This window comes from Pseudomonas sp. AC172 (genome assembly GCF_979258595.1).
The window spans coordinates 1,768,247-1,781,159 of the sequence record NZ_OZ409868.1 but is presented as its reverse complement, the minus strand read 5'-3'; the positions used below and the strand labels follow the sequence as shown (position 1 = coordinate 1,781,159).

Sequence of the window (12,913 nt, the reverse complement as noted above, 5' to 3'; positions counted from 1 at the left end):
CTATGTCGCAGAGCGCCGCAGCTACCCAGACCATCGTTGACGATAAAAACGCCGTCTACAAACGCATCACCCTGCGTTTGATCCCCTTCATTTTCATCTGCTACTTGTTCAACTACCTCGACCGGGTCAACGTTGGATTTGCCAAACTGCAGATGCTCGATGCACTGAAATTCAGCGAAACCGTGTACGGCCTCGGTGCCGGTATTTTCTTCATCGGCTACGTGCTGTGCGGCGTGCCGAGCAACCTGGCATTGACCCGATTCGGCCCACGGCGCTGGATCGCCGTGATGATGATCACCTGGGGCACGCTGTCGACCTGCCTGTTGTTCGTCACCACCCCGACCGAGTTCTACACCCTGCGCCTGTTCACCGGTGCGGCAGAAGCCGGGTTCTTCCCGGGCGTCGTGTTGTACCTTTCGCAGTGGTTCCCGACCTTCCGCCGTGGGCGGATCATGGCGCTGTTCATGTCGGCGATCCCGGTGTCAGGTTTGCTTGGCAGCCCGTTCTCTGGCTGGATTCTCAATCACTTCGCGGCAGGCCAGGGCGGTCTGGCCGGCTGGCAATGGATGTTTCTGCTGCAAGGCATTCCGACGGTGATCCTCGGCGCCCTCGCCTATTTCCTCCTGAGCGACAGCTTCGCCAACGCCAAGTGGCTGAGCCCGCATGAGCGTGCGGTGCTTGAGGCGGATCAGGCTGAAGACCTGGCGAACAAGCCGAAAACCACGTCGGACTCACTGCTGGCGGTGTTCAAGAACCCGGCAATCTGGGCGTTTGGCCTGATCTACTTCTGCATCCAGAGCGGCGTGTACGCGATCAACTTCTGGTTGCCATCGATCATCAAGAACCTCGGTTTCAGCGATAACCTGGTGATCGGTTGGCTGAGTGCGATTCCGTATCTGCTGGCGGCGGTGTTTATGCTGGTAGTCGGGCGCTCGGCGGACTTGCGCAAGGAACGTCGCTGGCACTTGGTGGTGCCGATGCTGATGGGCGCGATCGGTCTGGTGATCGCGGTGAATTTCGCGGCCAATCCGGCAATTGCGATTCTCGGTCTGACCATTGCCACCATGGGCGCGTTGACGGGTCTGCCGATGTTCTGGCCGGTGCCGACGGCGATGTTGAGCGCGGGTGCTGCGGCCGGTGGGCTGGCGTTGATCAACTCGATGGGGCAGATGGCCGGGTTCCTCAGTCCGTACCTGGTGGGTTGGGTCAAGGACAGCACCGGGTCGACGGATGCGGCGTTGTATCTGCTGGCAGGTGTGATTGTTGGCGGGAGTCTGCTGGCGTTGCGCATGACGCGGACGTTGCGGGCTTAAGGTTTTGGCGTGATGAAGAACGGCCCTTTCAGGGCCGTTTTTTATTGGAGGTTCGACTTGGTTTTTGTGGTGTCCTGGAGATCTTTTCCCCCTCACCCCAGCCCTCTCCCCCAAGGGGCGAGGGGGAAAGGGAGCCGATTTTGGTGCTTTTCAAGACCTGAGTTCGACTCGGTATCGCATGTCGGTGTAGCTCGCTCAAACACCTCGGTCGGTTCCCTCTCCCTCTGGGAGAGGTTGAGGGCTGTGCTTTGGCATCCAGCTCGATCACTGCACCATCGCGTGCTCATCCTGATACAGCCAACGCCCGGGAAACGGAAACGGCGGCCGCCGGCCCGGCTTCAGTCCGAGCAACAGGGCGAAATCTTCCTGCAACGTCTGCCCGTCAGCGGTATTGAACGCCAGGTGATCGAATGTCCAGCTCATGCGATTCTCCTGCGATAGTTGATTGATTGCAGTATCCACCCTTGCCAATCACGAAAAAATCCCGCAAAAATGCAAAGATCTTTAAAGGATTTTTAGCAATGAGCTCGATTCTCGATCTGGAGATCTTCGTCCGCGTTGCCGATGCCGGCAGCATTTCCGCCGCTGCTCGCGCGCTGGAGCTGACGCCAGCCGCCGCCAGTATCGCGTTGAAACGTCTGGAAACCCGCCTCGGCATCCGTGTGTTCGCCCGCTCCACCCGCAGCATCCGTCTGACCGAGGAAGGCCGGCGCTATCTTCAAAGCGTGCGTCTGGCGCTGGCCGCACTGGCCGAGGGCGAACAGGCAATCAAGCAGCAAAACGAAGGCCTGAGCGGCGTGTTGCAACTGGCCGCACCGTCGGACTTCGGGCGCAACGTGTTGTTGCCGTGGCTCGACGATTTCAAGCGCGAACACCCGAATATTCAACTGCAACTGCTGCTCAACGACCGGCATGCCGATCTGTTTCGCGAAACCGTCGATGTGGCGTTGCGTTTTGGCGTGCCTAGCGATTCGACGCTGGTGGCGTTGCCGATTCTGCCGCAACACCGACGTGTCGCCTGCGCCAGCCCTGACTACCTGGCACGCCATGGCACCCCGCAACATCCCGGTGAATTAAGCGAGCACAGCGCCCTGCTCTATCTGCGCAATGGCCGGCCCTATAACAGCTGGCGTTTCAGTCGCAGCGACGAAACGCTGGAAGTGGAAGTCCACGGCGACTACCTCAGCGACGACGGTGAAGTCGCCCGCCGCTGGGCGCTGGCCGGGCATGGCATCGCGTACAAGGCCTGGCTCGACATTGCCGAAGATGTCCGCGCCGGGCGGCTGGTGACGTTGTTTGATGAGTGGCACGGCGAAACTGCGCCGTTCAATGTTCTGTGTCCGCATCGGGTTCAAGTATCAGAGCGGGTCAGGGTGTTGCAGGCGTTTCTGCTCGAACGCTGCGCAGGCCTGGCTCGATAATCACTTTTCTCCGTTGCGAGCTTTGATTGTTCCCACGCTCCGCATTGGGCTGTGGCGTTACCAAGCAGAGCGTTGGACAACAAATTAAAATTAACCATTCCATTTATAGTGGCGTATAACACCATGCAGTGAATATATGCTGTAAACCAGTAGCAAAGTGGCTAAGGTCGGGACGCATATAAACATACGTATTGCCTCCATATCCATAGCACGTATAGACATGATCCGGCACAGATGGCAGGTAAACTCGCCGTATATCCCGAGTCAAGCTGGAGTTGTAAACATGTCGCCCGCCTAATGCATGCATCCAATCAACAGCGGCATCTACGGACAGTTTTTCGCTGCTGATTTGCAATTTAAAAACATTCGTAACAGCCACTAGGTAACTAACTGTCTCACCCTCCCGATCCGTGACATATATCATCGCCACACCCTGCTTGAGTCCAGTCACCTTACCTGCCGCAGTCACCGGCGCAGTCAACGGATCCGAAGACGCATAGTCATAGGGCGGAACCCCACCCGTCGGTCCGCGAAAATCCGTATTACGAATCGAATCCTCCCCAGTTTTCGGCCACTGCGGAATCTTCACCGAGAACCCATCCAGCTTCATCTGCGTCCGGTCGATGCTCAACCCCAAACGTTGAAACCGCCAAGGATCAGACTCAAATTGATTCCCGGTTTTTTCCTTCACGGTAAAGTTGTGCTGCCCGACCGCAATTGGTATCAATTTACTCTGCCACTTATAGTTCGCACCGGTTTGAACCTCTTCAATTAACCCCGCGCCATCAAAAACCTGCAACACCATCCCCGCCAGCGCAGACCCCGAGAACACCACTTTATTGTCCGAAACCGTGCCGCCATTCTGCACTTCCGCTCCGGACGAGTTCTTAACTTCCAAAATAACGGGTTTAACAATCACCCTTGGTCGCGCAACTTTAGATGTTGCAATTACGGTTCCCCCACGTACTTGCTCATACAGCGCAGCTATCACGCTGTCACCAATGACCTTGGCATTAGGAATCATCAACCTGTGCACAAAAGGAAGCCTGCCGACCTGCTCATCAACCGTATGTGCGACAACGGGTCCGCTGCCTGGCGTCGCGGTGTATTTCACGCGGACAATATCGTTGGTGGCCCAAAGAGGTTCCAGGACATGCACCTGGATGGTCAGATCCTTGTTGTCCAGTTTGATCAGGTCAACGGTCTCCGGCTCGTCGTACGGGTCATCCGGGTCTTCGGCAACATCGGGAGCCGTCATCCGCGCTCCCTTGAGGTCAACAACAACGCGTATCGCCGCCGACCATGGTGAATTCAAATCGGCACCGTTGCCAATCTGGTCGAACACCGTATAGGTGAAAGAGAACTGAGGATGGTCGCCTGCCGCCTCCAGATCGGCTTTTTCCAATAGACGCCCAATGCGAGTGGGTGTACTGGTCGGTGTCGCCGGAGCCTCGTCCGGATGCACCTCCCACACAACATCATGGCCGTTACAATTGAGCACAATCCGGTCGAATGGCCGGCAATAGGGATAAGAGAACCAGATCTGCACACCCCGTGCTGCGCGGTCGGCATCGATACCGTCTTCCAGCAAATCCCGAGGCAGTTCTAACTCGAGTTCGGAGTGTCCTTCATCGCCGTTCTGGTCTTCCATACCCGGGCGAACGGCGTTGTACAGAATCGTCAATGGCGGCTCGTAGGTTTCTTCAGGGCTGGTGGTGCGTTCAACGGAGTAATTGAGCTTATTGACGAAACCCGGATCGGATCTCAACAGGTTTTTGGGAATATGCAGGGTCACGGCGTCATTCGTGGATTGGGCCTGCTGGCTGTCGACCCGCATGATGCCGTTCACATGAATTCTGAACGTAGTGCCGGGTTGCTGACCCAGAACCGGATTGATAATGACTGTTGCGCCATTCGGTCGCAGATCGTAAAACGCCTTGGCGATACCGCAATCGGCACCGGCCACAGATGTATTGCTGTCCGGAAGTTGCGGCGCGTAGAGGCTTACTTCGGCGTCCTCGGGCAATACCTCATCGAAAGACTGTGTGTTCATGAATACGCTCCTGATGTCAAGGAAAGACAGAGCCTTTTTCAACAAGGCCGTGGTTGAGATCAGGCCTGAACGGCCACTTATCTGCCTACTGTCAGATCTGACAGTCACGACGAATGGTCATGTTTGCGTGGAGTTCTGAAAGATACTTTCTGGACAAAACGGTTGGCCGGCTTCAGCGCTTCTGGTATTTGATTAACCCTTTCCCACCGACAAAAGGATTTCGGTATGAGCTTTCGCACACTCGGTCACTCGGGCTTGCAGGTGTCCACCCTCACCCTCGGCACGATGATGTTTGGCGAGCAGACCAGCGCAGATGATTCGCTGCGCATCATCGACAAGGCCTGGGATCAGGGCATCAATTTCATCGACACCGCCGACGTCTACACCAACGGCCGTTCCGAAGAGATCGTCGGTGAAGCGATTGCCCGTCATCGGCATGAGTGGGTGCTGGCGACCAAGGTCGGTTTCGGCCCGGTGGACGGCGTGCCGAATCGCAGCGGTTTGAGCCGCAAGCACATCTTCAATGGCATCGATGCCAGCCTGACCCGGCTCGGCACTGACTATCTCGACATCTATTACCTGCACCGCGAAGACCACAACACGCCGCTGGAAGTGAGCGTGTCGGCGATCGGCGATCTGATTCGGCAGGGCAAGATTCGCTACTGGGGCTTGTCGAACTATCGCGGCTGGCGGATTGCCGAGGTGATTCGCGTCGCCGACAACCTCGGCGTTGATCGCCCGGTGATCAGCCAGCCGTTGTACAACATCGTCAACCGCCAGGCCGAGACCGAGCAGATCACTGCGGCGCAAACCTATGGCCTTGGCGTGGTGCCTTACAGCCCGCTGGCCCGTGGCGTGCTCAGTGGCAAGTACGCGCCGGACGCCACACCGGACGCCAATAGCCGCGCCGGGCGTCAGGACAAGCGCATTCTGGAAACCGAATGGCGCGTGGAATCGCTGCGCATTGCCCAACAGATTCAGCAGTACACCGAGCAGCGCGGTGTCGGGATAGTTGAATTTGCGATTGCCTGGGTGTTGAACAACGGCGCGATAACGTCAGCGATTGTCGGGCCGCGCACTGAGGCGCAATGGGATGCGTACACCCTGGCGCAGACGGTGAAGATTACGGCTGAGGATGAGGCGTTTATCGATTCGCTGGTTACACCGGGGCATTCATCGACACCCGGGTTCAACGATGTGAGTCATTTTGTGTCTGGGCGTAAACCGCGTTCGGCTTGAAGTAAGCAGATTGGGGGCGCAATACAAATCCATTGTGGGAGCGAGCCTGCTCGCGAAGAGGCCGGCACATTCAACATCTGTGTTGTCTGGCACACCGCTTTCGCGAGCAGGCTCGCTCCCACAGGTTTTGTGCTTATCTTCAGGATGTGGGGAATATTGATCACTTGGCCAATATTCAGCACAAAAACCACGTATCCTTCGCGCCCCGTTTGACCATCAACCCGCGAGGACAGTTTGTCTAAAGGTATCGCTCTATCGGTTTCAGCCTCGGTGCTGTTTGCCGTTATGTATTACTACACTTCGCTGCTCACACCGTTGAGTGGCGTAGAGATTTTCGGCTGGCGGATGCTGCTGACCGTGCCGTGCATGACCGTGTTCATGCTGGTGTCCGGGGAATGGCGGCGGGTGCTGGAGCTGATTCGGATGGTCGCGGCACAGCCAAAACTGGTCGCCGGCCTGATCATCTCGGCCGCACTGCTCGGCGTGCAACTGTGGCTGTTCATGTGGGCGCCGCTCAACGGCTACAGCCTCGACGTGTCGCTCGGTTACTTCCTGCTGCCGCTGGCGATGGTCCTGACCGGACGGATTGCCTATGGCGAGAGCCTGTCGTACCTGCAAAAGGTGGCGGTGTTCTTCGCCATCCTCGGTGTGTTGAACGAGCTGTATCAGGTTGGCGGGTTTTCCTGGGCGACACTGGTGGTGGTCGTCGGTTATCCGCTGTACTTCGTCCTGCGCAAATACCTGAAGACCGACAATCTTGGCGGATTGTGGGTGGACATGACGCTGATGCTGCCGGTGGCTTGGTGGTTTGTGCAGGGTGGCGAGCAAGGCTTTGGCGTGTTTGATCATTATCCCGGGCTGATGTGGTTGATTCCCTTACTGGGTTTGATCAGTGCGTCGGCGCTGGTGGTGTACATCATCGCCAGTCGTTTGCTGCCGTTCAGCCTTTTTGGCTTGTTGAGTTACGTTGAGCCGGTGTTGCTGCTCGGTGTGGCGTTGCTGCTCGGTGAAAGCATCAAATCCGGGGAATGGCTGACGTACATTCCGATCTGGCTGGCGGTTGTGGTGCTGGTCTTCGAAGGCTTCAAACACCTGATGCGCCAACGCCGCCCCTGACTGCAACTACAAAAATGTGGGGCTTGTGTGAAACAAAAAATCCCGGCTCTGCATCGCTGCAGGCCGGGATTTTTCATTTCAGTGGCCGATTACTCAGTGGCAAGTACACCACGACGCACCTGATCACGCTCGATCGATTCGAACAGTGCCTTGAAGTTACCTTCACCGAAACCATCATCGCCCTTGCGCTGGATGAATTCGAAGAACACCGGGCCCATCAGGGTTTCCGAGAAGATCTGCAGCAGCAGGCGCTTGTCGCCCTGCTCCGAGGCACCGTCGAGCAGGATGCCGCGCGATTGCAGCTGATCAACCGGCTCGCCATGGTTAGGTAGACGGCCTTCGAGCATTTCGTAGTAGGTGTCCGGCGGCGCAGTCATGAAGCGCATGCCGATCTTCTTCAGTTGATCCCAGGTCTTGATCAGGTCATCGGTGAGGAACGCGACGTGCTGGATGCCCTCACCGTTGAACTGCATCAGGAACTCTTCGATCTGCCCCGCGCCTTTGGACGACTCTTCGTTCAACGGGATGCGGATCATGCCGTCCGGTGCGGTCATCGCTTTCGAGGTCAGGCCGGTGTATTCGCCCTTGATGTCGAAGTAGCGGATCTCGCGGAAGTTGAACAGCTTCTCGTAGAAGTTCGCCCAGTAAGCCATGCGACCGCGATACACGTTGTGCGTCAGGTGGTCGATGATCTTCAGGCCAGCGCCAACCGGGTTGCGATCAACGCCTTCGATAAACACGAAATCGATGTCATAGATCGAGCTGCCTTCGCCGAAACGGTCGATCAGGTACAGCGGCGCGCCGCCAATGCCTTTGATCGCCGGCAGGTTCAGTTCCATCGGACCGGTTTCGATGTGGATCGGCTGAGCGCCGAGTTCCAGTGCGCGGTTGTAGGCTTTCTGCGAATCCTTGACGCGGAACGCCATGCCGCAAACCGACGGGCCGTGCTCGGCCGCGAAGTACGACGCGACGCTGTTCGGTTCGTTGTTGAGGATCAGGTTGATCGCGCCCTGACGGTACAGGTGCACGTTCTTGGAGCGGTGGGTCGCGACTTTGGTGAAGCCCATGATCTCGAAGATCGGCTCCAGGGCGCCCGGCACCGGCGATGCGAGCTCGATGAACTCAAAGCCCATCAGGCCCATTGGGTTTTCGTATAAATCTGCCATGGTGGCGCCTCATCATTTCTTATCAATTAACCAGGGTTATTTGTCAGTCATGCGAGGTCGGCGGGTGGCGCGCAGGAGATGCCACGCACACTACGGGCGAGGAAGTCACCATAGATCAGTTGGAACCCGAATATCTTCATTGTCGACCCAAGGCTCTTACGGGCGAGGCTTCTGCTGCCAGAAGACGATTATTATTGTATGCGTAACCCGATTCTACACAGCGTAAATAGGCTTGTCTGCTCTCTCTATAAAATCCGCTTTTTTGCGCCCGCTGCAAGGGGTTTGTTGCACAGGTAGATACCGCCCAGAATCAGCGAACCGCCCAGGCACATGGCCAGCGTCAGCCGCTCGCCCAGCAGCAGCGCGCCAAGGATGACCGCCGTCAACGGGTTCAAAGCGATAAACACGCCGCTGCGCGTCGCGCCGATTTTACGAATGCCATCGTAGTAGCCGATGTAGGCCAGCGCCGAGCCGAGGACACCGAGGTAGATCAGGCTCAGCCATTGCGGCAGGCCGAGATTATTCAGCGCACTCCAGCTCAGTTCGCCGCGCGCGGCCGCCAGAACCCACAACATCAGCGTGCCGCTCAGGATCGAGTACGTCACGGTCTGCACCGGACCCAGCGTCTGGTTGAGTTCACGGGAAAACAACGAGTAAACACCCCAGCCCAGCACACAGCCGAGAACCAACAGATCACCGATCCATGCATCAGGCGCTGCAGCCAGTAGTTGCGGATTGCGGCTGACGATCACCAGGCCGGCGCCAACAATACAGGTCGCGATGCCGGCGACTTTCATCCGCCCCAGGCGCTCTTTGAACAACCACCACGAGGCCAGACCGATCACTGCCGGGTTCAACGCGACGATCAACGAGGCGCGCGAGGCGTTGATGTATTGCAGGCCGTAAAAAAAGCACAGGTTGTAGAAGAAAATCCCGAAGAACCCCAACAGCATCAGTTGCAGCCACTGCCGTGGGGTCGGCCGCACCAAGGGGATCCGCGCCAGCCACAAAAAGCCGAGCAACGCCGCACTGGCCAGCAAAAAGCGCAGGCTGGCGGCGAACACCGGGCTCAGGCTATCAGCCAGGAACCGCCCGGCGACAAAGGTCCCGCCCCAGATCATGGTGACCGCTGCCAGTGTCAGGTAAACAGGAATATCCGACGATGTTGTGTGCAGCTGCTCGACGTTGCGCATGACGCTCCAGACCAAAGAACTTGAGGATTGCCGTATCATTCACCTCATTCCCCATCATCGTAAAATGAGCAAACACTCATGACCCTCACGCAACTGGAGATCTTCTCGCTGGTCGCTGAACTGCGCGGTTTCACCCTCGCCGCGCATCGGCTTGGGATTTCACAGTCGGCGGTGTCCCACGCGATGAAGTCGCTGGAACAGGAACTCGGCGTCGAGCTGCTGCGCCGACACCAGTCGTCAGTGGAACTCAGCGATATCGGCGGGCAACTATTGCTGCGCGCCCGTGCCATGCTCGGTCTGGCCAACACCTTGCGTCAGGAAGCCGCCGATGCGCGTGGCATGAAAAGCGGCACCTTGCGCATCGGCTCGTTCGGGCCAACCTCGTCGATCAAACTGTTGCCCAATATCCTGCGACGCTATCGAGAAGCGCATCCGGGCATCGAAGTGCACATCGATGAAGGTCCGGACCGGCAGGTAACTCAATGGCTGGAAGAGCGGCGGATCGACATCGGTTTTGTGGTGTTGCCCGAAGAGCGCTTCGACACGTTTGCCTTGCTCGAAGATCAGATGGTTGCCCTGGTCCCTTTGGATCATCCGCTGGCAGCGCGGTCGGCGTTGAGTCTCAAGGATCTGTGCGACGCCCCTTTCGTGCTCACTGAGGCTGGCTCTTCGGAACTGGTATCGCGGCTGTTCACGGCCGCGCGTTTGCAACCGAACATTCGCTATCGCTGCTCGCAACTGCTCAGCACCCTCGACACGGTCAGCCGTGGTGACGCCATCACGATTGTTGCCGAAGGGTCTTTGCCGGACGACGCCTCACCTCGTTACGTGAAGAAGCCGTTGTTGCCCGCCGTGCAGCGTCAGATTGGGCTTGCCGTCCTTGATCAGCGTCAGGCGTCACCCGCTACTCTGGCCTTTATCGAGCTGGCAACGCGAATGAAGCACTGATGAGCGGCGCAAGCGCCTTCAGCCATCTATCCTCCCCTCTGGCTGATCTGATTTTCAGCGGCGCGCCGTTGTCCGGCCTGCATTCGAGAGCCCCACTCCACCGCGACAGGATGCGCCCATGCCGTTGACCGTCAAACCCCGCCGCAAACGCAACACCCGCATCGTTTTCACACTGCTCAGCGGATTGCTTCCGGTATTGCTGGGCAGCGCGATTCTTTATATGCAGGCCGAACGCACGCTGGAACAAGGCTCGCAACAGACTGCCGAAGAGGCGTTGGGCCAATTCGAATTGATGCTCGACAACACCGCCCAAGCCGCCCAGGAATTGCTGCCACTGGCCGGCCAGACCTGCGAGAGCGTCAAACTCGCCTTGCGCGAGCAGGTGACCCGCCGCCCGTTTGTACGCTCGACCAATCTGGTGTGGGACGACAACCTCTATTGCAGCTCGTTGTTTGGCGACTTCAAGGAAGCCGTCAACGCGGGTGACTACAACCAGGGCAAGTTGTGGCTGATGAATGGCAACCCCGTCACACCCAACACCGCCCTGTTGGTCTATCGGCTCAGCGAAGGTCGCGGCGGCGCCCTCACGACACTGGACGGTTACCATCTGAGCAACATGTTGCGTCTGATCGGCCGGCACATGTTGCTGGTGCTGCAAGTGGGCGACAACTGGCTGTCGGCCGACGGCAAAGTACACACCGGCGCCCTGCCCGCGTTGCCCATAGCGCAAAACACGCTGGACTCCTCGCGTTATGCGTTCAGCGTTTCTGCGGGGTTTCCCGAGGGCGAAACCTGGCGCTACATGGCCGATGAATATCCGCCGCTGTTCAGTCTGTTGATCTTTTTTGGTGTGGTGTCGGGGGCCATCGGCCATGTCTTGCAAAAGCGCTCTACGTCTCCGAGCCACGAGATGCTCCGGGCGCTCGAGGCAGGCGAGTTCATTCCTTACTTTCAGCCCGTGGTGCATGGCGACAGCAAGGCATGGTCGGGAGCCGAAGTCTTGATGCGCTGGACTCACCCCAAAGAAGGCCTGGTGCGCCCGGATCTGTTTATTCCGTTCGCCGAGCATTCGGGGTTGATCGTGCCGATGACTCGCGCACTGATGCAACAGACTGCAGCGCTGCTGGGGCCGTTGTCACCAGCGTTCACCTCGCCGTTTCATATCGGTATCAATATCACCGCCAGCCATTGCAAGGACCTGGAGCTGGTGGAGGACTGCCGAACGTTTCTAGCCGCGTTCGCGCCCGACAGCATCAGCCTGGTGCTGGAGCTGACCGAGCGCGAATTGATCGAGCCGACCGACATCACCCGCCAACTGTTCGAGCAACTCCATGCACTGGGCGTGAAGATCGCGATTGACGACTTCGGTACCGGTCACTCAAGCCTCGGCTACTTGCGCAAATTCAATGTGGATTTCCTCAAGATCGATCAGAGTTTCGTCGCCATGATCGGCGTCGATGCGCTGTCCCGACACATTCTCGACACCATTATCGAACTGTCGGCCAAGCTTGATCTGGGTATTGTTGCCGAAGGTGTCGAAACTCAGGCGCAAGCCGATTATCTGACCGCACATCACGTCAACTTTCTGCAAGGCTACCTGTTCGGCAAACCGATGCCGGCGACGGACTTCATCAACGCATTAACTCACCATTAACTAAGCCGGATTAAGACGAGCGTCCCGATCAGGCGCACCAAATTGATACAAAAGACCGCAGTTGTTACATGAAGACAACATCAGGATTTACTCTTGGCGCATTAACTACTACAATTTTTTCAACCTGAGCAAGATTGGCAGGTGAGCCATTTATCACCGAGTCGCTTCAAGGCTCTTGGCTTATAGCTTTGTTTGCGGTTGGTATCAGCCAAACACACTATTGGAGTAAAGATATTGTCCAGACTCGCTGAATTTCGTGCAGCTGAAAAGGCCCTTCAGGAACAGCTCAAGCAGCTGGAATCGCTGAAGAACGATGCCGGGCTCAAGAAAGAAATCGAATTCGAAGAAAAGCTCCAGGGGCTGATGAAACACTACGGCAAAGGCCTGAAAGACATCATCGCCATCCTCGATCCGAACCCGGCAAAATCCGGTCTGCAGACCTCTGCTGCGCCTAAAACCCGCCGCGCTCGCGTGGTCAAGGTTTATCACAACCCGCACACCGGTGAACTGATCGAAACCAAGGGCGGCAACCACCGCGGCCTGAAAGCCTGGAAGGAACAATACGGTGCGGCCACCGTTGACTCCTGGTTGCGCGGTTAATCCCGTGCCAACAAAAAAGCCCTGCATGATGCAGGGCTTTTTTATTGACAATATCTAACAAATGAAATGAATTTCATCTAACAATTTTCGACTTTTCTGTAACGTTGCTGAGTCAGAAAGCTAAACATTTTGCTGCGCAATGTTGCGATCGCAGGCCTTCGTTAAACTTTGTGCTTAATCCCTTCGGGTATCTAATCAAGCCTTGAAGAG

General features: G+C 57.3%; 10 protein-coding genes and 1 pseudogene. 7 read left to right on the top strand and 4 right to left on the bottom strand.

Annotation, left to right across the window (positions count from 1 at the left end; genetic code table 11):
• Positions 1-2 precede the first annotated feature (2 nt).
• On the top strand, positions 3-1,313 hold the full coding sequence (locus ACZ0A4_RS08040; RefSeq protein WP_134177374.1) for an MFS transporter: 1,311 nt from the start codon (positions 3-5) through the stop codon (positions 1,311-1,313).
• Between the two features lie 270 nt (positions 1,314-1,583).
• Here the strand turns inward: ACZ0A4_RS08040 and ACZ0A4_RS08035 are convergent.
• Positions 1,584-1,736, bottom strand: a pseudogene (locus tag ACZ0A4_RS08035) (VOC family protein); the annotation flags it as partial.
• Between the two features lie 98 nt (positions 1,737-1,834).
• On the opposite strand from ACZ0A4_RS08035, the gene ACZ0A4_RS08030 reads away from it, so the two are divergent.
• Positions 1,835-2,734, top strand: a complete 900-nt coding sequence (locus ACZ0A4_RS08030) for a LysR family transcriptional regulator (RefSeq protein ID WP_463573975.1) — start codon at positions 1,835-1,837, stop codon at positions 2,732-2,734.
• Positions 2,735-2,837: 103 nt separating this feature from the next.
• Here the strand turns inward: ACZ0A4_RS08030 and ACZ0A4_RS08025 are convergent, their stop codons facing one another.
• The gene (locus ACZ0A4_RS08025; RefSeq protein WP_463573974.1) at positions 2,838-4,787 is read right to left on the bottom strand and encodes an Ig-like domain-containing protein; all 1,950 of its coding nucleotides are present in this window, start codon (positions 4,785-4,787) and stop codon (positions 2,838-2,840) included.
• Positions 4,788-5,012: 225 nt separating this feature from the next.
• On the opposite strand from ACZ0A4_RS08025, the gene ACZ0A4_RS08020 reads away from it, so the two are divergent.
• Positions 5,013-6,026, top strand: a complete 1,014-nt coding sequence (locus ACZ0A4_RS08020) for an aldo/keto reductase (protein ID WP_463573973.1) — start codon at positions 5,013-5,015, stop codon at positions 6,024-6,026.
• A 234-nt stretch (positions 6,027-6,260) separates the two neighbouring features.
• The gene (rarD, locus tag ACZ0A4_RS08015) at positions 6,261-7,142 is read left to right on the top strand and encodes an EamA family transporter RarD (protein ID WP_463573972.1); all 882 of its coding nucleotides are present in this window, start codon (positions 6,261-6,263) and stop codon (positions 7,140-7,142) included.
• Positions 7,143-7,231: 89 nt separating this feature from the next.
• On the opposite strand, the gene hppD is transcribed toward rarD, so the two are convergent.
• Together hppD and ACZ0A4_RS08005 are read right to left on the bottom strand one after the other, a co-directional pair.
• Positions 7,232-8,308, bottom strand: a complete 1,077-nt coding sequence (gene hppD, locus ACZ0A4_RS08010; protein WP_463573970.1) for a 4-hydroxyphenylpyruvate dioxygenase — start codon at positions 8,306-8,308, stop codon at positions 7,232-7,234.
• Between the two features lie 245 nt (positions 8,309-8,553).
• Positions 8,554-9,501, bottom strand: a complete 948-nt coding sequence (locus ACZ0A4_RS08005; protein ID WP_463573968.1) for a DMT family transporter — start codon at positions 9,499-9,501, stop codon at positions 8,554-8,556.
• A 78-nt stretch (positions 9,502-9,579) separates the two neighbouring features.
• Between ACZ0A4_RS08005 and ACZ0A4_RS08000 the strand changes: the two genes are divergently transcribed.
• From ACZ0A4_RS08000 to ACZ0A4_RS07990, 3 genes are all read left to right on the top strand, one after another.
• Positions 9,580-10,449, top strand: a complete 870-nt coding sequence (locus ACZ0A4_RS08000) for a LysR family transcriptional regulator (protein WP_463573966.1) — start codon at positions 9,580-9,582, stop codon at positions 10,447-10,449.
• 118 nt (positions 10,450-10,567) lie between these two features.
• Positions 10,568-12,103 carry an EAL domain-containing protein gene (locus ACZ0A4_RS07995; protein WP_463573965.1) on the top strand — a complete coding sequence of 512 codons (1,536 nt, stop codon included), beginning with the start codon at positions 10,568-10,570 and terminating at the stop codon, positions 12,101-12,103.
• Between the two features lie 234 nt (positions 12,104-12,337).
• Positions 12,338-12,703: a histone-like nucleoid-structuring protein, MvaT/MvaU family gene (locus ACZ0A4_RS07990; protein WP_077573093.1), complete on the top strand. Its 366-nt coding sequence runs from the start codon at positions 12,338-12,340 to the stop codon at positions 12,701-12,703.
• Positions 12,704-12,913 lie beyond the last annotated feature (210 nt).

Coding starts and splice junctions, on each gene's coding strand:
- ACZ0A4_RS08025 (WP_463573974.1), bottom strand. CDS start 4,787: ATGAACACACAGTCTTTCGATGAGGTATTGCCCGAGGACGCCGAAGTA.
- ACZ0A4_RS08005 (WP_463573968.1), bottom strand. CDS start 9,501: ATGCGCAACGTCGAGCAGCTGCACACAACATCGTCGGATATTCCTGTT.
- hppD (WP_463573970.1), bottom strand. CDS start 8,308: ATGGCAGATTTATACGAAAACCCAATGGGCCTGATGGGCTTTGAGTTC.
- ACZ0A4_RS08030 (WP_463573975.1), top strand. CDS start 1,835: ATGAGCTCGATTCTCGATCTGGAGATCTTCGTCCGCGTTGCCGATGCC.
- ACZ0A4_RS08000 (WP_463573966.1), top strand. CDS start 9,580: ATGACCCTCACGCAACTGGAGATCTTCTCGCTGGTCGCTGAACTGCGC.
- ACZ0A4_RS08040 (WP_134177374.1), top strand. CDS start 3: ATGTCGCAGAGCGCCGCAGCTACCCAGACCATCGTTGACGATAAAAAC.
- ACZ0A4_RS07995 (WP_463573965.1), top strand. CDS start 10,568: ATGCCGTTGACCGTCAAACCCCGCCGCAAACGCAACACCCGCATCGTT.
- ACZ0A4_RS08020 (WP_463573973.1), top strand. CDS start 5,013: ATGAGCTTTCGCACACTCGGTCACTCGGGCTTGCAGGTGTCCACCCTC.